The sequence below is a fragment of the Rhodoligotrophos appendicifer genome (assembly GCF_007474605.1).
In the GTDB taxonomy this organism is placed as follows: Bacteria; Pseudomonadota; Alphaproteobacteria; order Rhizobiales; family Im1; genus Rhodoligotrophos; species Rhodoligotrophos appendicifer.
In genome coordinates this window covers 254,318-279,820 of sequence record NZ_VHKL01000007.1, presented here as the reverse complement: position 1 = coordinate 279,820, position 25,503 = coordinate 254,318, and the positions used below count along the sequence as shown (strand labels likewise).

Below are 25,503 nucleotides of genomic sequence, written 5' to 3'. Positions count from 1 at the left end.
CCGCCGGGGTTTTTCTCCATCCAGGCAGACAGTGCGCCTTGTCTAATGTGAGACACTCTGCAAGATGCACCGGATGTCGTGGGGATGGAGCTTCATATGAATATTACGTTAGAGCCACATTTGATTCAGCCGATCATCGCTCTGGTCGCCGGAGTGTTGATCCTGGTGATGCCCAGGCTGCTGAACTATGTGGTTGCGATTTATTTGATTGTGATCGGGATACTTGGCTTGGGTCTTTTTTGATCAGATGAGGGCGGGCCGGATGATTCCGGCCCGCCCTCATCATCTCTGATGCAGGATTAGCGGCAGAAGATCTTCCGACCCGAATAGGCTGTGAAATAGCCTGTACCCGGATTGAAGCTGCGGTAGCGCGAAGAACAGTAGCGGTACCACTCCGGGCTCCATGGCTCGAGTCCACCACCGCCACTGTAGGCCGGCGCATAACCATAATCATTATAACCATAGCCGCCGTAGTAGTATGGAGCTGCGAGAGCCGCCGCGCCTAGGCCAAGTCCGAAATAGGCGCCCGGGCCCCAATAGCCCCACCCACCACCTCCGCCGCCATACCATCCATGGCGGCGATTCCACCCGTTGCGTCTATTCCAACCGTGGCGCCGATTCCAGCCGTGTCGACCGTTCCAGCCGCCGCCATGGCGATACCGCTGGCCTCCACGGTAGCCGCCCCTGTTGTAGGCCCTCCGATTGTACCCTCGATGACCCCCCCGATAACCGCCGCCACCTCGATAGCGTCGGCTGGCCACCTCGTGGACCAGCGGATTAGATGCTGCGGCCCGCATCTGGTCGCTCAGGTTCAAGGCGCCAAGAGAGGCCGCGGAAGCTGGCGAATTCGTCATAAATCCGAGACCCAGGACCACAGCGCCTGCCGCACCCAAAAGCCAATTTCTCATGTTCAATCCTCCGGTGCCTCAGCACCTTACGAGCGATGGGACGGAAGCCCCTGTCCGCTGTCACAATTCTAACGCCACTGACGCGAAATGGCTCCGAGCTTCGCCATCACAATTCACTAACATTCAACGTCTGACTGCCCTGCCGCCTCTGGCGGCCATTCTCAGGCCGGCACAAACACGGCTGCGCAGTTTGTTTGACAGGACCTCGATGCACGCTGGCCCGAGGAGGATTTCATTCCTTTGTAAGAGTCTAGAAATTAGAACGGTTCTGTGAAATCAACTTGTTCACAGGCGTTCTAGGCACGATGCTGACGGCAGAGAGCGACAATGCGGGGCGAAACGATGACAGCGGTACGTGCAGGTTTACTGACCCTTCTCTTGTCCACCGCTTGTGTAGTGCCAGCTGTTGCGCAGGACACGGCGGATGCGACTCTCGTGGAACGAGGACGCTACATCGCTACGGCCGGGGACTGCATGCCGTGTCATACGGCCGTCGGTGGCCAGCCCTTCGCTGGCGGCTTACCTCTGAACACCCCCTTCGGGACCTTGTATTCAGTCAATATTACTTCAGATCGCGACAGCGGAATCGGTGACTGGACCTTTGAACAGTTCGAGAATGCGGTGCGGAACGGGATCCGCGCGGACGGCAAATATCTCTATCCCGGCATGCCATTTGATAGCTATACCAAGATCACCGACGACGACATGAAGGCCTTGTGGGCTTACGTGAAGACCATTCCGGCGGTGAGCCGGCCCGACATGCCCAATGGGCTCGAATTTCCGTTCAATGTTCGCATGGGCATGATGGTCTGGCGCGAGTTGAACTTTCGACCTGGTCGCTTTGAGCCCGATCCCTCTGAGGGTGCGGACTGGAATCGTGGCGCTTACCTCGTTGATGCCTTGGGTCACTGCGGCGACTGCCATACACCCCGCAATTTGATGGGAGCGACCGAATCGAGCAAGGCTCTCCAGGGAGCGAAGATCGATACGTGGTTTGCACCGAATATCTCGCCGCAGGGCCTGGGACGCGAGGGATGGACGAAACCCCAGCTCGTGCAATTTCTTAAAGACGGCGCATCAAAGGACTCGACGGTTTTGGGGCCGATGTATGAAGTCGTTCACGATAGTCTCGCTAAGCTGGAAGACGCCGACGTCGAAGCGGTGGCCACCTATCTCCTGGGCAAGACCGGGGCCCCCAAGAACGCGGACACTGTCCTTGTTGCCGAAGCGCCAGGAGCGGCCGAGCTCTACGTCGATAATTGCATGAGCTGTCACCAGGAGGGCGGCGTTGGCATGCCTGGCGCGGTGCCTCCCTTGAAGGATAACCCGGCGGTCACCGCGGCGGAGCCTTACAATGTGATTAGCGTCATCCTCCAAGGGATTGCAGCACATGATGGCTTAGTCGACATGCCGTCTTTCGCTGGGGAGTTCTCCGATCGGCAGATCGCTGATCTGACCAATTACGTCCGCACCATGTGGGGCAATGAGGGCCTGACAAATGCAAATCCGCGGATGGTGGCGACCTGGCGTACCACCATGTCGCTCCCAGTCTACGATGATCAGCAGGCGTCGAACTTTGATTGTCCTCAGGTAGGCGGTCAGTCCAACAGCGATGTCGATGCAGCCTTTGACGAGGTCGCCAGCGGCACTTTGCTGACGTCCAGCGTAGACATTCCACGACTGGTCGGCACCTATCGCTCGGACGAGCCTAATGCGAGCAACGCCCAGGTCGTCAATAACCTTGTAGCCGCCTACTGCCCTCGCGTGGCTGCGTCTGACGCGACGGATGCGGCCAAGGCCGCCGAGTTGAAGCGTTTCGCCGTCAACGTCTCGTCATATCTCTTCAATGATGAAGTTTCGCCCAGCACTGAAATGGGGATCGTTTGGGCCATCCCTCTCGGCCGATCACTAACCATCCGCCTACCCGCTCAGGAAGCCGTCAGCTTCTCATGTCCATCGGCGGCCGTGCAGGCTGTGCCGGCCGATCTGGTTGCGGCCGCAAAGACCGCTTTAGGCACTCCGACCAACCTGGAGCTCAGCGCAGCAAAAGTGATAACCTTGACGGACGATCTCTATGCTCAGCTCGGGCAGAAAAACGTAAAACCAGCAGACGTCGCAAATGCGCTCATCATTGGCTATTGCGAGGCAATTGCTGGCGAAGCGGCGGATGACGCGGTGAAGCAGGGATCGCTTTCACGCTTTGGCGAGCAGGTCATCTCGGCACTGCAAGTGAAGACGATGAACTATCCCGTCGCGCCAACAGCCGGACAAGCGGCGGCCAGATGAACGGCTTACCTGCAACGGGGGGACCTCGCGTTCGTTACGAGATCCCCACCGTTACGGCCGGCCGCTAACTTTTCGGAGTGTTCCCGTCAGAATTTTCTGGTTCGCGGGGCAAACAGCCGCACGCATGGTCTCTGTTCACGGAAGTCTTATCCTAACTCAGCTTACCGGAGCGAGGTGCGTTAGTGTTTGACAGCGTAAACATGCCCCTACCATTGCTTCTGGCAAATTCCGATCTTCGCATATTCTTGTCGTCACCGCAGGCCTGCTCCTGATGACCCCCGATGACCATGACAGTGGCACCGCGACTGATCGGTCGTAAACGCGCGATGCTTCGGGTTGGATATCTGTCGCTAAGCTGGGCGGAGTTTTGCTTCTTATCTGCCATCAAGATATCCCATCCTTCGTTACGGATCGACGGCCGTCCGCTCCCATTGTGCCGACTGCCAGCCTGCCATCACGAATATTCATGACGGAACGCGCAGCCTCGGACGTTTCGTCGGTGACAATCGTCACATTCCGAGCCTGGCACAGCGTCAGGGCCAGGTCTCTCAGCTGAGCAAACAGCCTCCGATTGTGGGACGCCATGATGACAAACCGATCAAGGATAGCCTCCCTGCCGCAGACTCGGAGTCGCAGACTGGCGACGGCCCTGGGGCCGACGAAGCCTACAAGATGCGTGGCCCCGAAATCGGACTCATCGATTTCAGTATCTTTCGTCGGTGGCGGATCTCCTGCAAGAGCAGCCGCGTTCCGCAGCGCGAAGACGCGCTCCAGATCTTCGAACGTCTCAACCACCCTCACAAGTGGTGTGAGTTCCGATTCCACCTTGTCTTTGCTACGGGTCCAGCAACCCGACGCACCAATCCCCCACTCGCCTTCCCGCCGCAGGGCAAGGCGAGACAACCGGCTGCTCTCCATTTGGCCTCCTCGAGCACAGCTGGCCTTAACGACGCCTTAACCTTACCCAATCGTTAAGAGAGTCGATAATGTTTGTTTATTATTTGGTTAATCTCGTCGGCTTTCGACTGAGCCGCTGTTCGGTGAGCAGTTGTCGACGCATGGGCGGCGGCTCGCCCTCGGTGAAGGGAAAGGAGACGCAACCATCTGTCGAACACCGGGCGGATATTTCTCCCTGACCATCGCGGCTCCAACTCAGCTTTTCCCCACATACGGGACAAGGAAGACTTCCGGAACTCCCGGGTCGGGGGTCAGCCTGGCTGAGGGTTCGGCGCACCGTCGCCGCCCGTTCGAGCGCCTCATGGAAGAACCGAGCTTGTTCTTCGAGCTCTTGGGTGCTCGGTTCCTGATAGAGGGTGCAGGTGAAGCAACCTCTCCCATGCGATTTGCAGGGGAGCGTATCGATCCCACCTCCAGCTGCTTGGCAGTGCTCAAGAACGGCCACCCCCTTCTGGCATGCCATGCCCAGCAAGACGGAATCGCGATAGTGGCGGCAGCTTCCCTTCTGGACGAACACCGAACTCACCTCTTCGTCGCGGACACGGAAGCTAGAGCCCCCGCCCGGCTGCGGCAACTGCGCCTCAGTGCCAACGTTAACGAAGGGCTGCTTTGGTTAAATTTCTCTTATCAGCTGACTGGCCCCTGCCCCGGAACCACCCGCGCGTTCAGGCATTGTTCAGGCGCGCTGCCAAAAATGACAGCCATGCAGCGGTGCGCTTCATGGGCGGATCAGGCGTACCGGAAATTAAGACCCCAATGGGAGATTTGAATGAGAAAGCGAAACGTAATGGCGGCCTTTGCGGCGGCGCTGATTCTGAGCGCAAGCCCGACCGCCTTCGTCAGCGCCCAATCCAACGGCGAACAAGATCAGGATTCGCAACAGCAGCGTAAGCAGCAGAAACAACAGGAGCGTCAACAAGAGAAGCAGCAGAAACAGCAGGAGCGGCAAAACAACCGCCAGCAGGAACAGCAGGAGCGGCAGAACAATCGCCAGCAGCAAAAGCAGCAGCAGCAGCAAGAGCGCCAGCAGCAAAAGCAGCAGCGGCAGAACTCTGATGATGATCAAAATACCCGCCAGAACCAGAACCAGAAGCAGCGCCAGCAGCAAGAGCGTCAGAACAATCGTCAGCAGGAGCAGCGCGAGCAGCGTCAGAAGGAACAACAGGAGCAGCGCCAGCAGCGCCAGAAGGAACAGCAGGAGCAACGCCAGCAACGCCAGAAGCAGCAGGGCGACGAACAGAATACGCGCCAGAAGCAGCGCCAGCAGGAGCAGCAGAACAATCGTCAGCAAGAGCAGCGCGAGCAGCGTCAAAAGGAACAGCAAGAGCAGCGCCAGCAGCGCCAAAAGGAGCAGCAGGAGCGCCAGAACAATCGTCAGCAGGAGCGTCAGGAGAACAACCAGACCCCCAGCCGTGACCAGCAGCAGAACAATCGTTCGAACGATAATCGCCAGCAGAACGGCGGTCGCGACCAGACAAGAGGCGGTCAAGGTGGTTCGTCTGCCTCAGATCAGGATTTGAACGATCGTGTGCGGCGCAACCGTGACGCGGTCAACGACAGCAAGCTTGATAAAAAGGCCCGAGACGCCGCCCGCGAGCAATTGCAGAAGGATCGTCAGGAGTTGATGCAGCGCCGCATCGGCGGCGGCGGTGGCAACCCAAATGGAACCGAAGAGGTCAGAGGACGCCAGAGGGACAATGATCCAGACGTGCGCAAGCGCCGCGAGGAAAGAGCCCGTGACGTGCTGCGGGATGATCGTAAGGCCGATCAACTCGACGAGAAGGCGCTTCGTCGCCGTCTGGACGAGAACCGAGACGCCCTTCAGCGTCGCGATCTAAGTGACCGGGAGCGCGATCAGCTACTGGAGAGACTGGATCGGGATCGCCAGACCCTTCGGGGCCGCGTCACCCGTGATGGGAACAATCGTGAGCCGGGCTGGAATCGGTATGACGAGTGGCAGGGTGAGCGCGATTTCTCCAATGTCAATCGACGCTACGTCGATGATCGCCGGAATCCGAAGGACCTGAATGAGCGTGACCTTCGTAGGCGCGCCAACGACATTGAATGGCTCATCGCCAACGGCAAGCTGTCACGCGACGAAGAGCGCCGTTACAGACGGATCTTGGATGACGATCGCGATTATCTCCGGCGCCGCCTTCGCGATGATCGGGACGATCGTTGGCGTCGTCGCGATGAATGGCGCTATAGAGATCGGGAAACCGTCATCTATATAGAGCCCGGCGTTGTTTTTGTGCCGCAACCCTATATCTCGATTGCCGAATATCCAGAGGATGTGGTTTACGGCCAGCTATCGGCACCGCCGCTGCAGCCCCTGCCGCCACAGCAGACATATACCCCGCAGCAGGTGATGGAACAGCCTGAGATCCGGGAACTGATGCCAGCGATCGATCTCGATATCATCAACTTCGGGTTCAACGAGGCATTTGTGAGACCTGAGGAGATCGAGAAGCTCGACACCCTTGGCCAGTCTATCGAGGAGATGCTGGCTAAAAATCCGCAGGAGACGTTCCTGATCGAGGGCCATACCGATGCAGTTGGGTCCGATGCGGCAAACCTCGAACTGTCGCGGAAAAGGGCTGAGGCTGTAAAACAGGCCCTGGTGGAATACTATGTCATCGAGCCCGACAGCCTACAGACGGTGGGGTATGGCAAACGTTACCTTAAGATCCCGACCCCGGAGCCCGAGCAGGAGAACCGTCGCGTGTCCGTGCGACGCATCACCCCGCTCATAGCCGGGAACTAAACCTAAGCGACAAGGTCCGCCCTTCTCACGTGAAGGGCGGACCTCCTGGGCTGGACCTCAACGCTCTCTCGTGTCGGTGAAGCGAATCTTTGGCCAGTCCTGGATGCAGCGATTGAGGTCCCATATGGATCTCGCCATGAAGACGGGAGCCCCGTCACGATCCTCCGCCAAAGCAGACCGATGATACTCCTCGAAACGCTTCAGTTCGCCCGCCTCGTCCGACGCGATCCATCGGGCCGTCTCGAACGGGGAAGCTTCGAAGCCCATCGCGACCTTGTATTCTTGCTCGACCCGCGATTTGAGGACGTCGAGCTGCAACTGCCCGACCACCCCAACGATCCAGTTCGATCCCAGCACGGGTCTGAAGATCTGGGTGACCCCCTCCTCAGCCAAATCCTCCAAGGCGCGCCGCAGTTGCTTTGATTTCATGGGATCATCCAAGCGGATTCGGCGGAGGATTTCCGGGGCGAAATTCGGAATGCCGGTGAAACGGACGTCATCACCTTCGACCAACCCATCGCCCACCCGCAACACTCCATGATTGGGGATGCCGATGATGTCGCCGGGCAGAGCCTCCTCGGCAAGCTCTCGCTCCTGCGCGAAGAAAAAAATCGGACTGTGCACGGCGATGCTCTTTCCCGAGCTCACCTGTCGTAATTTCATGCCGCGTTTGAACGTTCCCGAACACAGCCGCATGAAGGCGATGCGGTCGCGATGATTGGGGTCCATGTTGGCCTGAACCTTGAAGATGAACCCGGTCACCCTGTCTTCATCCGGCGTGATGGCATGGGGCTCCCCCGGTTGGGAACGGGGCGGCGGTGCGAGCGTCGCGAGGGCATCCAGAAGCTGGGCAACACCATAGTCCCGCAATGCGGACCCGAAGAATACGGGCGTCTGATGTCCTTCCCGGTAGCTCTCCAGGGAAAGCGCTCCATAGGCTTCTGTGGCGAGTCCGACGGTCTCGCGAAACGGACCGGTGACGTAATCCGGCACCATGTGGTCGAGCACCGTATCGTCGGGGCCGCTCAGATCCAGGACTTTATCATGCACCTGTCCTCGTCCTTGAGACGAGGTGAGAAACTTGTGCCCGTGGATATCGTAGAGACCGTGAAAGGCCGAGCCCATCCCCACGGGCCACGTCATCGGGGTGACATCGAGGGCCAAAATTGATTCGATCTCGTCCAGCAATTCGAACGGATCGCGACCTTCTTGGTCCACCTTATTGATGAAGGTGATGATCGGTATGTCGCGTAACCGGCAGACTTCGAACAGTTTGCGCGTCTGCGCCTCGATCCCCTTGGCCGCATCGATGACCATCACGGCCGAGTCCACAGCGGTCAGGGTTCGATAAGTGTCCTCAGAGAAATCCTCGTGCCCCGGCGTGTCGAGCAGATTGAAGGTCAGTCCGCCCCGTTCAAAGGTCATGACCGAGCTTGAGACGGAAATACCGCGCTGTTGCTCGATCGAAAGCCAATCGGATCGCGTTCGCCGACGCTCGCCCCGCGCCCTCACGGCTCCCGCTGCGCGAATGGCACCGCCGGAAAGGAGAAGCTTCTCCGTCAGCGTCGTCTTGCCCGCATCAGGATGCGAAATGATCGCGAAGGTCCGACGGGACTCGTAAGGCGCTGGCTGCGAAAAAATCTGGATGTCAGGATCAGTGCTGGACAAGCTCAATAGAGTCTCTCAAATCTGCGGGTTCGATATCCGCACATATCGTCATCTCCTGGAAAAAAGCAACGGCATGGCCCTGCACGCCAAGTGGCAAAATGATGCCGCAATGCCTGGGTATCCATAGAAATCTTATGCAGGAATTTTAGTTTATTAAGATCACTATATGTTATTTGAAAAATAGTACATATTAAGACAATTTATTTTATTCACCATCGTCAGTTATATTTTTGATATTAACCATGATTAATTCAAATATTGTCAAAAATTACTTTGCCGCAGCACGGGGTTCCGCTGAGCGCTCGATCGTCCTTTTTCAGGACTTCACAGACGGCCTCCCGGATCCAAGCGTGGATACCCTAGGGTTCTCACGGCAGATGATCGGTCGTCGTCTCGCGCTGTACCATCATCTCAGCGAACTCTCCGTCGCGACGGAGAGCATGAAGGACGCGTTCCGCGCCGAGCCACTTTTGCGATCGAGAGTGAACGCCCCGTTTGACATTCTCGAAAATCACCAGAAAACAACATTCGAGCGGGTTGCTACTCAGCTTGATAACGCATTTTCGAAGGAACCGACGCAGGCCGTAGCCTATTTCGAAGGGGTGAAATCTTTCGGTGTCCAAAACCTTCAGGAGATGATCAACACCTTGAATGGAGCCGAGAAGAACATCGTCTCCTACCTTCCGGAAGATCCCATTTATCATCCACGGGATCTCTTTTCATTTTGATCGCCGCTCCTTTGTGGCCCATTGGCTTTTGATATCCAAGTTTGCAGAGACCTCGCAGGCGATTCGTCCGTGGCCGATTCCTTTGGTCAGTCAGCCATCGATCCGCGCATTGGTCATCCTACAGCCCCTGCCTTACCGCGGGCCGTCGTCTGGTATTCTTTATGAACGCAACCTACGCCGCGGCGAGGAAAATGAACTTCGCACCGACCTCTGGCATGCGCATCGCCGCCATGCCATAAACCTCCCCCATGAAGATCGTCACCTACAACATCAACGGCGTGAAGGCTCGGCTCGACAATCTCTTGCAGTGGCTCAAGGAGGAGCAGCCTGACGTGGTCTGCCTTCAGGAGATCAAGTGCGAGGATGCGGCCTTCCCTTCAAGTCCGATCGAGGATCTGGGTTACAACGTGGCCGTCCATGGTATGAAGGGCTTCCATGGCGTGGCGATCCTTTCGAAATCGCCCATGGATGAGGTTATGCCGCGCCTGATTGGTGACGATGCCGATGCGCAGTCGCGATATTTGGAAACAGTGATTTCTACCGGCTGGGGCGCCGTGCGAGTGGTCTCGTTGTATTTGCCCAACGGCAATCCGGTGGGGACGGATAAATTCAGCTACAAGCTGGCCTGGATGCGGCGCCTGATCGCGCGGGCTCGGGAATTGTTGATGCTGGAGGAAGCCTTCATTTTAGCCGGCGATTACAACATTATCCCCATGCCCATCGACGCGCGCCATCCCGAGCGCTGGGTTGACGACGCCCTGTTCCGTCCAGAATCGCGCGCATGTTATCGAGAGCTGGTCAATCTGGGTCTCACCGACGGCTTTCGCGCCTGCGCTCCAGACGCCGGTCACTATACCTTTTGGGACTATCAGGCCGGCGCATTCCAGAAGAACAATGGCATCCGCATCGACCACCTCCTGCTTTCGCCCCAGGCGCTTGACCGGTTGACGGGCGCTGGAATTGACAAGCACGTCCGCGCTTGGGAACGGCCCTCGGACCATGTACCCACGTGGATCACGCTGCGCGACTGACGATGGCGCCAATGCTGGTATCGTTACGGGGATGCGCTTTGAACTTGTGAGGGAAACTTGGCCGCCCAATCGAGTGCTCGGCCCTGGGCATCTGCCTGCTCAGTGGCACTTGCCTCCCCCATGAGATGGTCATAGCGATCAAAAATTTCCGGGTTCTCTTCCGGTTGAGCGCTTTGCCGGGCGAGAATGTACCACATGAGGCCTCTGACTTTGTCTTGATGGACATAGTCACCCTTCCAGTACATTTCGCCCAGCAATGCCTCTGCCGGTGCAAAGCGCTTCCGCGCTGCTAGCATCAGCCATCGCACCGCCTGATCCCTGTTTCGCTTGATCCCGATCCCTTCGAAATACATCAGGCCGAGAGCATACTGGGCAGCAGGATGCCCGTAGGTCGACGCTACTTTGTAGAGGTTGAATGCTTGTTGGGGATCCGCGGCGATCTCGGCCCGCGTTTGGCCTGTCCGCAGATAATCCCCTACCCGCACCAAGGCATCAATGGTCACCCTGAGGAGTTGGCGATCTGCCCCGTCCGGATCGAAAGCACTGGCCACCTGTTGATAATAGGCGAACGCCTTGGCGTCGTTGGCCTTCACGCCCTGTCCCAACCGGTACATGTGGCCGAGATACCAAGTCGCGATCAGATCACCATCGTCTGCGGCATCTTCCAGAAAGGTCAAGGCCTTGGAGAAGTCACCAGATTGATAGGCCGTACGGGCTTTCTCGCGGTCGTCGGCCCAGACCGGCGGCACAAGGCTCGGCGTGCCGAGCCGCGGGGCGGCAGGAACGAAGGAATAGAAGTTTGTCGTGACATCGCTGGCATCGCTGGCCTTTGCGGAGCTGGGCAGCAGCGCACCCACTCCGATCAGCAGCGCGAACACTGTTTTTAGGTCCACCCAACGGCGGCCGGTGGTCCTATATGTCGGCCTGCAGCAACACAATTTACCCACTCCCAGCGCAGTATCCGGTGACAGGCCGCGCACGATCGACGCATGCCCAAGCGAAACCACGAATGACTTCGCAAACGACATCTTCCGCGCCCGATCCTTGAGCTTGCCGGTGGACTGTCGCTTGTGAGCTGCCACCTTCGGTATGTGACGGCGAAGCTATTCCTGTTTTTGGGCGGAAAAAAGGAGGGTGCGTGCACCAGGGGCCTGCTGCAGCTTAAATCAAATCTACGTGCCATTTTTGCCACCACATTACGAACCCTGCGAGACAGGCCTGCTCTCCAGATGAGTCCGTGGACGTCGGCAGCCTTGCGCAATCAACACCAGGTTGCGCCTCACCTTTTCTCCAGCACGAAGAAACCAATCCAGCGATCGGTAACTTGTATCGCTTAGACTTCAGATTGCAGTCGTCACATCGAAACGCAGAAAAAGCATGCTGATACGCACCATTGCCTTGGCCGTAGGTCTCATGAGTGGGATTGCTGCGTCTCAACTGCCTGAATTTGCTCAGCAATATCGGCAGCGCTTGGGCGGAGCGATCGATGAGCTTCGAAATGTTATGCAACGCTTTGATGCCGACGCTGCGGGATCAGGTTTGGACCGTGTCCAGGCACTCTATCGGCTCAAGGCAAATGCCGACCCCTTCATGCAGCGGCGTGGGGTCAGCATGTCCGAAACCGCCGACCGCCTCCAAAATTTGGAAACCCAACGCAGCGACATGGATCGCGCTGGTTCCTTTGGGCGGTTATACGCCCTGTTCAAGACAAGTGATACTGACCTCCTGCACCACACCGCTGAGGATTTCGAACCCGCTGTTCCCGTCACCTCTGAGGGATTGATAACTGCTGCTGGCGGCTTGTTCCTGGGCTGGGCGGCGGTCCTCGCTCTCGGCCTGCCCTTCAGGAACCGGAGAGCGCGGATGGCCCGGCGGTCCTAGCCCAGAACTGAGAAGGAGCTCTCTTGGTTTATCGATCGGCTCCGGGAATAGAAGCCGACATTGATCGTCCGATTGATGTGTTCAAGGTGAAACTGCAGAGGAGTCTGGTCGTGATCCAGACCGGACTGGCACCGTGTGATGAGTTCGGCCATCATCTTTCCTGCGACCGGCGCGTTCTTGAACTGATTGCCGCTGGTGCCGATGGCCATGTAGAAGCCTGGCACACAGGATTTGTCGTAAATCGGAATCCAATCTTCGGTCACGTCGTAGAGATCGACGATGCCTCGCATGGCGCTCGGAATTCCAAGATCGGGAAAACGCTGAGCCGCACGCAGAGCCTGTATGGTCCACTGCTCAGTAAAATTGCGATCGTAATTGTCTGGATCCACGAATTCCCGCGGATCACAGTCTGGATCCTCTGATCCAACCAGCAAAAAGTTGCCTTTTTCCGGCCGGGTATAGCAGGCGATGTCGCTGTCTGAGGTCACAAAACCAACCTCGTCCCATCGGGGGACGCTCATGGGCAGATGCACCACCTCCTGCTTTAGAGCGCGCGTCGAGATTGTCATGTCTGACAGCGCTCCTGCCATCTCGTTGACCTTCGAAGAATGGGGCCCTGCCACATTGACCACAACCGAGCTGGGCAGAATTTCACCGCTCTCCAGTTCAACTCCGCAGACAGCTCCACTTTCATCTTTGAGGATCTTGACGACCCTGGAATTGAATCGAAAAGCTCCGCCCGCCGCCTCTGCAGCCCGCTGCAAATTATGCGCAGAAAGCTGCGGGTCGCTGATATATCCGCCGGCAGGAAAGAAAACGCCGCCCGTCAGTTCATCGCCCTGAGCTTCACCGAACCCGAGATTCTCCGGTCGCCGAGGCGGCGAAAAAGAGTGGATGTCGGCTGTAGGAAGCCTGGACTTGATCATCGCAGGCGTCCATTCCTCGTAGGGAATCCCAAGCAGGTCCATATTGGCCATGATTTTGCCGAGGTATCCGTTGTTGGCCGTCTTCATCACCATGGCACCGGTATCTCGGAATTCCGCCAGACCGCGCTCGTCCTTAACCCCCAGGTACTCAGCCCATTTCTTCCAATAGAAATAGCCTTCATAGGCCAGCGCAGCGCCATCCACCGTGGAGTAGTAAGTCCTGATTATGGCGCAGGATCCCGACGTCGAGCCGTACCCGGACGCGGGCAGCCGGTCGATGTTGAGAGTTTTCCATCCCTTGCGTGCGAGTTCGAGTCCTAGGGCAGCGCCGATGACGCCCGCCCCGATGATTACTGCGTCATAAGAACCGGACATAATGGTTTTCCTCCCTTGCCGGGACTTTCGCGAAGCCTATGCGATAGTCAATCCCGCAATTGGAGGGCACACCACAAGGTGGCCTATTCTAATGTGGACGTCACATGGCCTTTATGGCTGCTGCCTTGGACTTCAGGGGACCACAAAACGGGCATGACGATTTCCACCGGCCCTGATTTGGCGAATTGGAACCTCACGAGAATGTCGTCACCCGCTTTAAAACTCTCCCGAAGCCCCATGAACATCAGGTGATTTCCCCCCGGTTTCAGGTCGATGATCTCGGCGGGTTCGATTCTGATCTCGTCCAACGCCCGCATCTTCATAACGTCCCCGTCCATGACCATCTCATGGAGCTCCACATTATCTGCGGCCGGGCTGCTGATTGCCAAAAGACGATCTTCAACGTTCCCGGCGTTTTGGATCGTGAGATAACCCGCGGCAACCTTAGCACCGGCTGGCAAGGGCCTAATCCAGGGATGGGAGAGCTTTAAGTTCCCGACCCCGCTATCAAGCGCGAAGGCCGCAAGACTTCCCAAGGTCAGACCCACGGCGAGAAGGACTTTGGCACTGGATCGCATTTGACTGATGCCCCGTGGAAAGACGGGTTGCGATCGGATCGTTGCGAAATCCATCACAATCCCCTCCAGCCTGTTGCGGAACGCTCCGTTGCGGGGGAATATCGCGTCGGGCCGCTGTCGCGATCAATGCGACCCGTCACCACCGTGACAGGCTGCCTCAGTCGTCAAGCCGAAGAAGATGTGGACGGGTCGATCAGTACTCGGTTGTGCCCTGCTGGCCATCCGAACGCGATCCAAGGATCGGATCAATCAACGTCCTTCGCGCTATCGGCTTGCAGCTGGCCGTAATTCTGCACGCCAACCTTTTCGAGGAGGTCGAGTTGAGTTTCAAGGAAATCGATGTGCCCTTCCTCATCGTGCATCAACTCCTCGAAGAGCTTCATCGAGACATAATCCTGAACGTCGTGACAGACGTTGCGCGCCTCGCGATACAGCTCTCGAGCGCCGTATTCCGCTTTGAGGTCGCATTCCAGCACTTCTTGAATGTTCTGACCGATCATCAGTGGATCGAGCTGCTGCATGTTTGGGAGGCCTTCGAGGAAGATGATGCGGGTGGTCAACTTGTCCGCATGCTGCATTTCCTCGATGGATTCTTCGCGTGCCCGTTTGGCAAGTTTGGTAAAACCCCAGTCATCGAGAAGCCGGTAATGCAACCAGTACTGGTTTATGGCGGTCAGCTCAGACCGCAGGGCCCTGTTGAGATACTCGATGACTGTGCGGTCGCCCTTCATGATCTGCTCCGTGAGTAAGGTCTTGCGTTAGAGCGCACCTTACGCGCGAAGCGACATCCGTCAAGTCTTTTAGAATTATTCTAAGTCGAAATCGGAGCCGTAAGCGCTAGAAGGCTCAGGCCCTGCGTGCGATACAAGTACGGCCGAACCGGCTTTGGCTGTGCTCGATGATCAAGCGCTCTTTGCGAGGCAGATCTCGTCTAGAGTGAAATACGCTCCCTCTTCCTGAGCAGCCTCGATCATCCAGCTTACATGCGGCAGGCAGGAGCCGCATTTCGGCCGGTGCCCCAATGTCCTATAAATAAGCCCGGGTGTCAGAACTCGCATGGAATCGGTGGCCAAGAGCTCGGCCATCGCACACTTGATCTCGGCCGCGGTGATTACGTTGCATGAGCAGACGAACATAGGAACTCAATTCCGACCGAATAATCGCGAAAGCGGAACACGGACCCGCCGCACTCGAGGACTGCAAGCTTGGAACGAGAAAGGAAAGTACAGATTGACTGACAAAGAGAAAATTCCTTCCTGCCCAAGTAAACTGAAAATGGAATTTCCGAGGCTCACTATCAAGGTCGGGGATCGTCCACAAGTGCGGTTTCAGTTTAGAATTGTTATAAGTTCAAGTCGTTGATTTGATTGACCAAGTTGGTGAATTCTGGCAGATCAAATGCCACTGTCAATAGCTACTCAGCGGGACACTGCGTCGCAATACCTGACTGAGGGACTCAGAAACACCGGCATTCCATGGCATCTAAGACATTTGGGCCATTTCGCCATTCCTTGCAGGAGGCTCCGCGAGTTTCCTGTCCGATCGCGAACGACTACCTCATGCGCCGTCCCGAGAGACTGGTGGTTTGCGGGTTTCGATCCTGGATGGCAGGCTACGAATTTGGCGACATCGAATGCTGGGAAACGGCTTGGCGTCTGTTCCAGGAGGTCCTGGGACCGAAGCAGGGGCGTTATGCCTTGGCCGAGCTGCAATTTTTCGTGCGCAGCGTTCGGGAATCGACTCAGCGGCAGATCCGCTGTTTCCCCGCCTGCTGCCGATATGTATGCCGCGACGAGTGCATGGCTCTGGCGGCTATAGCTGCCCTTCAGTGCAATGACGAGGCAACGGCTGTCGCTGCCCTGCATTACCTCACTGGAGTTGGTGAAAAGCCGGCTCTGGAGCGTCTTAACGAGGCTGCCCACTCGTTTGCTGGTGTCTTGACAGCGACGGGGCAGACCCTTTTGCCGATTCCAGGATGCATCGTCGAGGACATCGCATCGCAATCATGCGCTCGGCGTCAGATCAGCCATTGAGCACAGGGTCACATAAGAGGATGAAAATCATGAAAACCGCCATAGCGGCAGCAGTGCTGGGCATCGGTTCGATGCTCGCAAGCATTGGGATGGCGCAAGCGACCGAAGTAAAGGAAGTCCTTGCCAATTACGCCGACATTGCCAAAGCCAGCTATGATGACAGCCTTTCCACGGCGCAGGCTCTCAATGAAGCGGTCAAACAAATGATCGCCTCCCCCACCCAATCGAACATGGACAAGGCTCGCGAAGCCTGGATTGCTGCCCGGGTACCCTACCAGCAGACGGAAGCATTTCGCTTTGGCAATCCCATGGTCGACGAGTGGGAGGGTAAGGTGAATGCCTGGCCGTTGGACGAGGGTTTGATTGATTACGTCGATGCGGGTTCTTACGGCAGCGAATCCGATGAAAACCCCCTCTACACCGCCAACATTATTGCGAACGAGAAGATTAATGTGGGCGGCAAGGAGATCGATGCCAGCACGATAACGCCCGAGTTGCTGGAAGGTCTGCAGGAGGCCGGCGATATCGAGACAAACGTGACGACAGGATATCACGCCATCGAATTTCTGCTGTGGGGGCAGGATCTGAACGGAACTGGTCCTGGCGCGGGCAAGCGGCCGGTCACCGACTACGATACAGCGAATTGCACCAACGGTCATTGTGACCGTCGCGCAGCCTATCTCCAGGCAGCGACTGATCTTTTGATCTCCGACCTCAAATTCATGTCGGATGCCTGGGGCCTCTCCGGTGCGGCACGAACGTCGGTTGTCGAGGGGGAGCCGCAAGCCGGCTTGAGGACCATCCTGATGGGGATGGGAAGTCTATCCTACGGCGAACTGGCTGGTGAACGTATGAAGCTTGGCCTCATGCTACACGACCCCGAAGAAGAGCATGACTGCTTCTCGGACAACACGCATGCGTCGCATTTCTACGACGCTCTGGGCATCCAGAACGTCTATATCGGGGAATATAAGCGGGTTGACGGCAGTACCTTGAAGGGTCCGAGCCTATCGCAACTGGTTGCCGCCAAGGATGCGGCCGTGGATGAGCAGCTGAAAAACAGCATGAATGTCACCCTTGCTGCCATGAAGGCGATTTCTGATCGCGCAATGACCAAAGAGCGATATGACCAGATGATTGCTGCCGACAACACCGAAGGCAATGCCGTCGTCGAGGCAGCAATTACGGCCCTCCTCAATCAGACACAAGAGATCGAAAAAGCGGTCAACGCTCTTGGCCTCGAGGATGTGGGTTTCGAGGGATCCGACAGTCTCGACAATCCGGGCTCAGTCGTGCAGTGACATTTGGCCGTCATCGACCGAGCAGGCGGCAGCAGGTGCTGCTTCTCGGTCTTTCGTCCCTTCTTGCAGGGGGACTTGCCGCCACCCTGACCGCACTGGCGGCTGGTGCCGCCGCCCCTGCCCTCTCCGTCCCTCCTGTCGCCGCCGAGGAAACCCTCGGTGGCGGGGCTGCCACATCCCACGCTCCGGCAGACCGAAACGCATTCTCCCATTCATCCGCGAATCTTCCTTTTGCCAGGGAGTTCGATTTCAAGATCGGCAATGGAGTCTTTCGCAAACAGTGGGTATCCGCCCCTTCGTCCACCAAGGCCTCCGACGGCCTAGGTCCCCTGTTCAATGCGCGCGCCTGCCAGAATTGCCACTTGAAAGACGGCCGGGGTCATCCTCCCGCTCTGAACAGTCCGGAGGACCGATCGGTATCCATGCTGCTGCGTCTCGCGGTTCCGGCCAAGTCGACCGGAGACCAAGAGAGACTCTCCGCCGCTTTGGCCAATGTGATCCCCGATCCGATCTATGGCGCGCAGCTGCAGGATTTTGCCGTTCAAGGTCACCGGCCCGAAGCCCGGATCAATGTCACCTACGACGAGACTGAGGTCATTCTAGCGGATGGAGAAACCGTGTCTCTGCGCAAGCCTGTAATTCAAATTACAGATCTGACCTATGGCCCCCTCTCGCCCGACATCATGACCTCGCCCAGGATTGCCAATCCGATGATCGGTCTCGGCTTACTTGAAGCGATTTCAGAGGCAGATATCCTGTCCAACGAAAGGAATGCTGATAGATCGAGCGGCATCTCCGGTCAGGCAAACAGAGTTTGGAGCGCAGCCAATGGCAGGGTGATGCTGGGCCGGTTCGGCTGGAAGGCAGGTCAGCCGACGATCGCCGACCAGGCAGCAGCTGCCTTTGCAGGCGACATGGGGATTTCGAGCAAAGTGGTGCCTTTGCCGTCGGGGGACTGCACGGAGCGACAGCGCGCCTGTCTTGATGCCCCAAACGGCAACACCCAGAGACTCGGCGGCAATGAGGCATCCGACGCCATGTTTGATCTGGTCGTCTTCTATTCCAAACATCTCGCTGTGCCGGTGCGTCGGCAGGCTGACCGACTGGAAGTGATCGCCGGCCGTGCGCTCTTCTATCAAGCCGGTTGCGCGGCCTGCCACCGTCCGAGCTACATCACGGACACGGGGCCCGGCATTCAACCCGAACTCGCGGGACAAAAGATCTGGCCTTACACGGATCTTTTGCTTCACGACATGGGCACGGGTCTCTCCGATGGCTTCACGGAAGGACGCGCGACGGGCGCGCAATGGCGCACGGCACCCCTGTGGGGCATTGGTTTGACTGAGGCGGTGAGCGGTCATACGACATTTCTGCACGATGGACGCGCAAGCAATCTCCTCGAAGCCATCCTCTGGCACGGGGGCGAAGCCGAAGCAGCGAAGCAGCGGGTTGTCGACATGTCGCGTGCGGAACGCCAAGAGCTTCTGGCGTTTCTGAACTCCCTTTAGGAGAGGATTTCATGTACAGGCCGGCCAGACGCTCTCTTGCTCTCTTGCTGGCGGCGCTCGGCTTGCTTGTCCCGATGACGCTTGTCTCGCCGAGTTGGTCCAAGGCTCCTGCCGAGACGATGCGCCATATCGCGACCAGTCTAGTAGTAGAACATGCCGCTCCCCGCTACCGAGACTTTGCCGCCGAGACCGCAAAGCTGTCAGCGCTAACCGGAGAACTGTGCGCAGCACCCACTGACCGCCGGTTACAAGCCGTCCGAGACGCCTTCGTGGCAGCCCTCCTGGCATGGCAGCGGGTCCAGCATATCCGTTTCGGCCCCGTGATGGCTGCGGATCGATTCTATCGGATAGAGTACTGGCCCGACAAGCACGGACAGGGCGAGCGGCAACTGCGTCGCCTCGTGGCCGATATCGACAACAGGTCTGTTGACGTGCCGGATTTTTCTCGGGTCAGCGTCGCCATACAGGGCTTCCCCGCTCTGGAGCGTCTCCTCTACGGGACGCCGGCGACCAAGCTCATTGATGCCAACAGTGAAGGGGTACCCATTTGCCGGGCCGTCCTCGCAATATCTCGCAATCTGGCAAAGATGGCCAAAGAGACGGCTGAGGGTTGGCAGCGCGACTACGTTGCAACCGCCAAGCAATTCTCCGAGATCGATACGCTCGGGATGGTGACTGCCTTCTATAAGGCCATCTCTGAGCAGACTGAGTTCATCAAGGACGTCAAGATCGGTGACCCCTTGGGAAAATCTCCATCCGCCGCCAATCCTCGCGCCGCCGAGCTGTGGCGCAGCGACATGGCTGAGCGCAGTATCGCAGACAATCTCCGAGCTTTGAATGAGGTTTTCCGTGGCTCTGGACCCGACTCGTGGGGCCTGTCTGCTGCTTTGGAGGACACTCCGTCCGCAATTGAGGAGCGGAAGTCTGTTGAGGACGGTTTTTCAAGAGTGATCAATCAAATAGACGAGCATCCTGAACTTCTGGGAGAGACACTGAGGACAAATGATGGCTGGCGGACGGCTCGCTTGCTGCAATTGCGGCTTGGGAACCTCCGAGACCGGTTGACCACGTCTCTGGCAGCAGCTCTCGGTGTCTCGCTCGGCTTTAACTCTCTTGACGGGGACTGAAATTCGGGAGGACGGCGTTTTGGATCGACGGTCACTTCTGAAGGCTCTTTCTGTGACGTCCATGGGCGTGCTGATGTCACCCGTGGAAGCCTTGTCACGAGCTCCTGCGTCGCCGCTCTATCTGTCGGCCTTGACCGATGACCGGGGTAATCACGCGGCTGTCTTCGATGAACAGGGTGTGATGAAGACGGTCATAGATCTTCCAGACCGGGGCCATGGCGGAGCCTTCGCACCGAGATCCGAGGAGGCTGTGATCTTTGCACGCCGACCAGGTACCTTTGGCGTCGTTTTCAACCGGCATACTGGCCGCATTATAGCCAGCCTCTCCTCTCCGGAGGGACGCCATTTCTATGGCCATGGCATTTATTCGCCGGATGGCCGGCTTCTCTACACGACGGAAAATGATTATGAGGCAGGCGCCGGCGTCATCGGCATTTGGGACGTAGCGGGCGGGTACAATAGGCTCGGCGAGTGTCCGTCCTTCGGCATTGATCCTCACGACATCCGCCTTATGTCGGACGGCAAGACCTTAGCGATCGCCAATGGTGGCATTCTCACTCATCCCGCCCTGGACCGCCAGAAGCTGAATATACCAGAAATGGCGCCTTCACTGGTGCTCGTGGATCCGGCCGCCGCAGCCTTGATGGCAGAAGTGAAGCTCCCGCCGGATCTGCATAAGTTGTCGATCCGCCACATGGGGGTGAATGCCCTGGGTCATATCGGCATTGCGATGCAATATGAGGGACCGGACCAGGACCTGCCGCCCCTCGCCTTTATCTGGCGCGGCGGTGAGCCTCAGCTGCTCGAGGCCCCTCAGTCGATCTTGCGGCGTATGACCAATTACTGCGGCTCGGCGGCCTTGGACGCAACGGGCACAGTGCTCGCGATTTCCTCCCCCCGCGGCAATATCATGACGTTCTGGTCTATGAATGATGGGGCCCTCATCGAAACAGCGGACATTGAGGACGGATGCGGCGTCGCCGCTGCGGGTGACCGCCGGTTCCTCCTGTCCAGCGGTGCCGGCGAGCGCAGGATTCATAACCTTCACCGTCCCGGAGAGGAAACCCGGCTCGCGAGCGTCGACGGCCATTGGGATAATCATATCATTCCGGGGTCGACGACCTTCTGACCTGCTCTACCTATCTGCGAGGCTGCAAAAAATCTCCTTCTGCCGCCACCTTGATTGGGACGGCGGCACTGACATCGTGATCAGAGAATCGAGTGGCTGTCCAAAGGTGCCGCATGATGTTCGACATCTTTGTCGGCACTGTCGTCGACCGCCGCAGCGCCCACCAGGAGAACGCCAGCGCCTATGCCACCGACTGCGGCGGCGACCTTCGCCGAAGTTGACCACCCCGCCTCGGTTTGTACGGCTGTGTCTACTTTGCCGGGCAATGCGTTTGTTTGTGTAGCCACATCAAGATGAGTTTGTGTTGCCGCATCATGAAGAACGGGCGCAACTACAGTTTCCACAGGCGTCGGCGAGCTTCTGGGGATCTCGATTTGTTCTGTGACGTTAACGAACACGTTCCTGTCTTGGCTCGTAGCGCCGGTAAAACCAGCCGGGATCCCGACACCGTGGCCACCGTCTGCATTGACGAAGGGGTTCGTCGAAACCCCCGTGTCCTGGGTGTGAAAGTTCGTGAACCGCGGTGCTCCACCGTCGCCAAGTTCTGGACTGATGATGCGTGTATAGGAGAGGTTCTCTGAACCTGCTCCTCGGCCGCTCAAATTGTGATCAAAAAAGATTCCGGGGCTGTTTCTACTGACCTGTCCGACATCGGTGGACTGGAAAGCGTGCGCCACAGAGGAGGACTCTGCAGAATTGTGCATGACTGCGGGGCTGTTAACGTGAGGTGCGCCAGCCGCAGGTGGTGGGGGAAAGGTGTAGGGCACTGGCTTGGGAGCTTTTCCGAATGACATGTGAAACCTCAATGAGACTAAAAGAATTTCTTTGTGCGAATAACTCACACTGCCTAACACAACCCTAGATTGCGGTCAACCGGATGATTTCCTATGTGAAGGATCGCCAGGGCGTCACCGGCTGATCGGTGGTTCTGGCATTGTCGCCCGCGGGACCGGCCGGGGCAGCCGGGGGGGAACAGGGGCGACCTCTGGCATTTGAGTCGACCGTCGTCGCAAGCTTACGCTCATCACTTCGTAGCTGGTCATCCCCTGCTCGTCGGGGCGGCGAATCACGGTGCCGATCCTGTGTCCGCCCCTGTTGAGCACCGTAATCCACAATGCACGACCTCCGGCCACCGTGAGCAAGCGGTCGCTATTGCCGCGACCGCGCTCCACGAGGGTAAGGGTGAGCGCCCGGCCACTGACGGACCCATGCGCAAACATGCCCGCCTCTCCCTCGGACATTGATGCGAAGCCGGATAATGCATCAAAGTTATCGAGGGCATCGAGTTCTCCCGACGCGCGGAATTCGATCGAAAGGCCACGACAGGTCAATGATTGCTTCAGGCGGCCGGGCGCTGCAGTCCAATGCAGTTCGAAGATGCAGTCAACGCGGCGCCGCGGTCCCCTGGGCCCAAGCCGCGCTTGTCCCTGCCCACTCCAGATTCCCTCCATCTGCGCCAGCATGCCCAAGCGGGGTCCTTCGGTCTGCGCGGCCGACCTCCCCGGCACAAAACCCACTAGAACGATGCTCGCACACATGAGCATCGCCCTGTAACATCGTGAGAAGCGAGGATTTTTCTTGGCCATACAGGACCTTGTCGCCTTTAGTGTCGGCCTGTGGCACTAAAGCCCGTCCGATACCATAGAGCAAGACCGGAATGCCAAGCGACATCGCCTTCATCGCCAGTGACGCGCCGGAAGCTCAAAGGGCCAAACGCAAGCTGGAGCGTCGCTACGGTTCAACCGAGCCGGATAGGGCAAGCGTCGTTGTGGCATTGGGCGGCGATGGACTGATGCTGCAGACGCTGCACCGTTTTCTTTCCGAGGATAAGGCGATTTACGGGATGAACCGCGGATCGGTGGGCTTCCTGATGAATGCCTATAGAGAGGAAGATCTGCTGGAGCGGCTTGAGGCGGCGGAACGCACCGAAATTCATCCTCTGCGCATGCGGGCGATTTCCCATGCAGGCGAGGCGCATGAAGCACTCGCATTCAATGATGTCTATCTGCTGAGGCGCACATTCCAGGCTGCGAAGCTCAGAATTTCCATCGATGGTGTGGTCCGACTGAATGAACTCATCTGTGATGGGATCCTGGTCGCCACTCCGGCCGGGAGCACCGCCTATAACCTCTCCGCCCACGGTCCGATCCTGCCGATAAATTCTCAGCTTCTGGCGCTCACCCCGATCAGCGCGTTTCGTCCCAGGCGTTGGCGCGGTGCGATTCTCCCGCATAATGCCAAGGTCAAGATCGATATTCTGGAGCCAGGCAAGCGGCCCGTGAACACCGTCGCCGACCATAGCGAGTTCCGCGATATCTCTATTGTGGAGGTCGAGCAGGACATGAGCCTGCGGGTCACCATGCTGTTTGACCGAGGGCACAGCCTGGCGGAGCGCGTGCTCGCCGAGCAATTCCTCTATTGAACCATTGACCAACAAAGCCGACTGTTATTTAGCGAATTTTTAAGCAGCCGACGCTACTCTCGATCCTGTGAGTTGCGTAACGAGGCCGGCCGCTTCGGCCACTGCGTAGGGCGCGCCGAGGGAAACTTTGGCGCGCCTTTTCTATTGATTAATTCATCCACCAGATCGTCAAGTTGAGCACACCCGCATAACAGATCCAGGCAAGATAGGGGACCAGCAGCAGAGAAGCCAAGGCTCGGATCCGATAGAAGCTGAAGATCGTAGCGGCAATCGAGATAATCAAAAGAAGGATCACCAACAGGGCGAGTCCAGGGCTCTGAGCACCAAAGAATGCCAGTGGCCACGCTGCATTCAGGAGCAGTTGAACACCAAAGATGAACAATGCGGGGAATTTCAGGCTCCGCGCCGCAGGTGAGGTCCAGGCGAGCCACAGCGAGACGGCCATCAGAGCATAGAGAACGGCCCAGACCGGACCGAAGACCCAGTTTGCCGGCGTAAATCCAGGCTTTGCAAGACTTTCATACCAAGGCGCCAGATTGGGAATAGTGACGGCACTCGCCGCCGCCGCGACGGCAAAGCACAGCACGAAGCAGGCGATGAGCGAGGTGTAATTGCCGTCTTTCTTGGGCTCATGCAGGCTCGGCCGCCGGTGGAGATTCGGCTGTTCAGCCTGTGATACAGGAGGATAGGGGGCGGGATCGCTCATGAAGACTCCTTTGCCGTGAAGCTATACGACCGCGGCAATATAGTCCTCCGGAATTACGACGTCTGCACCGGCAGGATTGCGGCGATGCGGGATGTGATCCCTGGCAGCGGGTCGGGAAGCGGCGCGAAGGCCACCGGGTCATCTTCGCCCAATAGGATCGCATGACGACCCGCAACGAGGGTGGCGACGAATTTGTCCACATTCCTGGGAGGGGTGAAAAACCCTTCTGCCGTCAAGAAGGATTTGAGCCTCTCATAGGGCAGATGATCGAAGTTCCATTTCTGATCCAACTCCTTGGGCAACTGGTAGATTTCAGTTGGCCTGCCTCGCCGGCATGCTTCGGTCATCATCGAGACGCTGTCGCCAGTGACAATGAATCGGTCGGCGAACTGGAGGAAGGCGAGATAGGGATTGCCTGCACCTTGCTGCCAGAGATGAATCAAGGCCGGCCCTCTAATGGAGGCCTGCAAGGCATGCGACGCCGCCTCACCGGTGCGCGGAGAAGTGGTGACCAGCAGCGACCCGCCCAACTCGGCTGCACGGGTACTGGCGGCCCTGGCAAGGGCTTGGCTCTCAGTGGCATCCAGGCGAAAGGGCCATCGGGAGCCACCCACCGAGAGCATTATCCACGGTCTCGGCAGCCTGACGAGCTGTTCCTTCCAAAAACTGAGGTAAGGCTCGTCGATCTGCCCAACATCTTCAGTTACAGGAAGCAAATTGTGCAAGACATTGGACCGTTTGGGCAAACCATACTGCGGCGTAGTCACGACCAAGTCGAACCAGCGCAGGGGCGCGCGTGGGCGGCCGAGATGTACAAGCCTAGTCTTGCCGTGAGACTGCCTTCTGATCCAGCGCACAACGGGTACTGATCGGCGGCCGACGGCGATGACGAGGTCAGGCCAGGGCGGCGTCAATGCGGCCTGCACATCGGGTTCAAGGCTCCGTAGGCTTGCGCCAAGGAGGAGATTGGGAAGGCTATAGAGGTGATTGAACGAGAGCTTTTTAGAAACTCTGCGGGAACTCAATGCACGCGCTAGGATGCGCACCTGAGCATTGTCGCCGGCATGCACCCCCTCCATGACCCAGATCAGCGGTTGCGGAGAAGATATCAACGGTCCTGCGCTCATCATCGGAGTTTCGGGTATCAAGCTTCATGAACTCAAATTCGATATGGA

The 25,503-nt window shown here is 57.9% G+C and carries 23 protein-coding genes; 12 read left to right on the top strand and 11 right to left on the bottom strand.

What is annotated here, in order from left to right:
* The first annotated feature begins 96 nt into the window (after positions 1–96).
* A complete protein-coding gene (locus tag FKM97_RS17050; protein ID WP_144293629.1) occupies positions 97–243 on the top strand; it encodes a DUF3096 domain-containing protein in 147 nt (48 codons plus the stop codon).
* 56 nt (positions 244–299) lie between these two features.
* Here FKM97_RS17050 and FKM97_RS26560 read toward each other — a convergent pair whose 3' ends face one another.
* Positions 300–908 (bottom strand): BA14K family protein, encoded by a 609-nt coding sequence (locus tag FKM97_RS26560; protein ID WP_205015127.1) that lies wholly within the window; start codon positions 906–908, stop codon positions 300–302.
* A gap of 342 nt (positions 909–1,250) precedes the next feature.
* Between FKM97_RS26560 and FKM97_RS17040 the strand changes: the two genes are divergently transcribed.
* On the top strand, positions 1,251–3,194 hold the full coding sequence (locus tag FKM97_RS17040; RefSeq protein WP_170240966.1) for a c-type cytochrome: 1,944 nt from the start codon (positions 1,251–1,253) through the stop codon (positions 3,192–3,194).
* Between the two features lie 384 nt (positions 3,195–3,578).
* On the opposite strand, the gene FKM97_RS17035 is transcribed toward FKM97_RS17040, so the two are convergent.
* Positions 3,579–4,112, bottom strand: coding sequence for a GNAT family N-acetyltransferase (locus FKM97_RS17035; RefSeq protein ID WP_144293627.1), 534 nt, complete (start codon positions 4,110–4,112; stop codon positions 3,579–3,581).
* A gap of 808 nt (positions 4,113–4,920) precedes the next feature.
* Between FKM97_RS17035 and FKM97_RS26360 the strand changes: the two genes are divergently transcribed.
* Positions 4,921–6,915, top strand: coding sequence for an OmpA family protein (locus FKM97_RS26360; RefSeq protein WP_170240965.1), 1,995 nt, complete (start codon positions 4,921–4,923; stop codon positions 6,913–6,915).
* Between the two features lie 57 nt (positions 6,916–6,972).
* Here the strand turns inward: FKM97_RS26360 and FKM97_RS17015 are convergent, their stop codons facing one another.
* Positions 6,973–8,589, bottom strand: coding sequence for a peptide chain release factor 3 (locus FKM97_RS17015; protein WP_428977915.1), 1,617 nt, complete (start codon positions 8,587–8,589; stop codon positions 6,973–6,975).
* A 236-nt stretch (positions 8,590–8,825) separates the two neighbouring features.
* Here FKM97_RS17015 and FKM97_RS17010 point away from each other — a divergent pair, with 236 nt between their 5' ends.
* Together FKM97_RS17010 and xth are read left to right on the top strand one after the other, a co-directional pair.
* Entirely contained in the window at positions 8,826–9,311 is a 486-nt protein-coding gene (locus FKM97_RS17010; RefSeq protein WP_144293625.1) for a hypothetical protein, read from the top strand.
* A 248-nt stretch (positions 9,312–9,559) separates the two neighbouring features.
* Positions 9,560–10,342, top strand: coding sequence for an exodeoxyribonuclease III (xth, locus tag FKM97_RS17005; RefSeq protein ID WP_144293624.1), 783 nt, complete (start codon positions 9,560–9,562; stop codon positions 10,340–10,342).
* 23 nt (positions 10,343–10,365) lie between these two features.
* Here the strand turns inward: xth and FKM97_RS17000 are convergent, their stop codons facing one another.
* Complete coding sequence (locus FKM97_RS17000; protein ID WP_170240964.1) at positions 10,366–11,220, bottom strand: tetratricopeptide repeat protein; 855 nt, start codon at positions 11,218–11,220, stop codon at positions 10,366–10,368.
* Between the two features lie 499 nt (positions 11,221–11,719).
* On the opposite strand from FKM97_RS17000, the gene FKM97_RS16995 reads away from it, so the two are divergent.
* Positions 11,720–12,223, top strand: a complete 504-nt coding sequence (locus tag FKM97_RS16995) for a DUF2937 family protein (RefSeq protein ID WP_144293622.1) — start codon at positions 11,720–11,722, stop codon at positions 12,221–12,223.
* On the opposite strand, the gene FKM97_RS16990 is transcribed toward FKM97_RS16995, so the two are convergent.
* The 3 genes from FKM97_RS16990 to bfr form a co-directional block, all read right to left on the bottom strand.
* On the bottom strand, positions 12,220–13,524 hold the full coding sequence (locus tag FKM97_RS16990; RefSeq protein ID WP_144293621.1) for an NAD(P)/FAD-dependent oxidoreductase: 1,305 nt from the start codon (positions 13,522–13,524) through the stop codon (positions 12,220–12,222). The genes FKM97_RS16995 and FKM97_RS16990 overlap by 4 nt on opposite strands.
* An 83-nt stretch (positions 13,525–13,607) precedes the next feature.
* The gene (locus tag FKM97_RS16985; RefSeq protein ID WP_281290119.1) at positions 13,608–14,102 is read right to left on the bottom strand and encodes a copper chaperone PCu(A)C; all 495 of its coding nucleotides are present in this window, start codon (positions 14,100–14,102) and stop codon (positions 13,608–13,610) included.
* 245 nt (positions 14,103–14,347) lie between these two features.
* The gene (gene bfr / locus FKM97_RS16980) at positions 14,348–14,833 is read right to left on the bottom strand and encodes a bacterioferritin (RefSeq protein WP_144293619.1); all 486 of its coding nucleotides are present in this window, start codon (positions 14,831–14,833) and stop codon (positions 14,348–14,350) included.
* A gap of 828 nt (positions 14,834–15,661) precedes the next feature.
* On the opposite strand from bfr, the gene FKM97_RS16970 reads away from it, so the two are divergent.
* From FKM97_RS16970 to FKM97_RS16950, 5 genes are read left to right on the top strand one after another with little or no spacing between them, the layout of a single operon-like run.
* Positions 15,662–16,135, top strand: coding sequence for a hypothetical protein (locus FKM97_RS16970; protein WP_144293617.1), 474 nt, complete (start codon positions 15,662–15,664; stop codon positions 16,133–16,135).
* A gap of 20 nt (positions 16,136–16,155) precedes the next feature.
* Positions 16,156–17,436 (top strand): imelysin family protein, encoded by a 1,281-nt coding sequence (locus FKM97_RS16965; RefSeq protein WP_144293616.1) that lies wholly within the window; start codon positions 16,156–16,158, stop codon positions 17,434–17,436.
* 35 nt (positions 17,437–17,471) lie between these two features.
* Positions 17,472–18,944 (top strand): di-heme oxidoreductase family protein, encoded by a 1,473-nt coding sequence (locus tag FKM97_RS16960; protein WP_246105125.1) that lies wholly within the window; start codon positions 17,472–17,474, stop codon positions 18,942–18,944.
* Positions 18,945–18,955: 11 nt separating this feature from the next.
* Positions 18,956–20,071, top strand: coding sequence for an imelysin family protein (locus FKM97_RS16955; protein ID WP_144293614.1), 1,116 nt, complete (start codon positions 18,956–18,958; stop codon positions 20,069–20,071).
* Positions 20,072–20,090: 19 nt separating this feature from the next.
* A complete protein-coding gene (locus FKM97_RS16950) occupies positions 20,091–21,200 on the top strand; it encodes a DUF1513 domain-containing protein (RefSeq protein ID WP_144293613.1) in 1,110 nt (369 codons plus the stop codon).
* Positions 21,201–21,280: 80 nt separating this feature from the next.
* Here FKM97_RS16950 and FKM97_RS16945 read toward each other — a convergent pair whose 3' ends face one another.
* Both FKM97_RS16945 and FKM97_RS16940 read right to left on the bottom strand, forming a co-directional pair.
* The gene (locus FKM97_RS16945; protein WP_144293612.1) at positions 21,281–21,877 is read right to left on the bottom strand and encodes a hypothetical protein; all 597 of its coding nucleotides are present in this window, start codon (positions 21,875–21,877) and stop codon (positions 21,281–21,283) included.
* A 231-nt stretch (positions 21,878–22,108) separates the two neighbouring features.
* Positions 22,109–22,420 (bottom strand): hypothetical protein, encoded by a 312-nt coding sequence (locus FKM97_RS16940; RefSeq protein ID WP_144293611.1) that lies wholly within the window; start codon positions 22,418–22,420, stop codon positions 22,109–22,111.
* A 437-nt stretch (positions 22,421–22,857) separates the two neighbouring features.
* Between FKM97_RS16940 and FKM97_RS16935 the strand changes: the two genes are divergently transcribed.
* Complete coding sequence (locus tag FKM97_RS16935) at positions 22,858–23,622, top strand: NAD kinase (protein WP_144293610.1); 765 nt, start codon at positions 22,858–22,860, stop codon at positions 23,620–23,622.
* 148 nt (positions 23,623–23,770) lie between these two features.
* Here the strand turns inward: FKM97_RS16935 and FKM97_RS16930 are convergent, their stop codons facing one another.
* Positions 23,771–24,328, bottom strand: a complete 558-nt coding sequence (locus FKM97_RS16930) for a TspO/MBR family protein (RefSeq protein WP_144293609.1) — start codon at positions 24,326–24,328, stop codon at positions 23,771–23,773.
* Between the two features lie 53 nt (positions 24,329–24,381).
* Positions 24,382–25,458: a mitochondrial fission ELM1 family protein gene (locus tag FKM97_RS16925; RefSeq protein ID WP_144293608.1), complete on the bottom strand. Its 1,077-nt coding sequence runs from the start codon at positions 25,456–25,458 to the stop codon at positions 24,382–24,384.
* Positions 25,459–25,503: the final 45 nt, after the last annotated feature.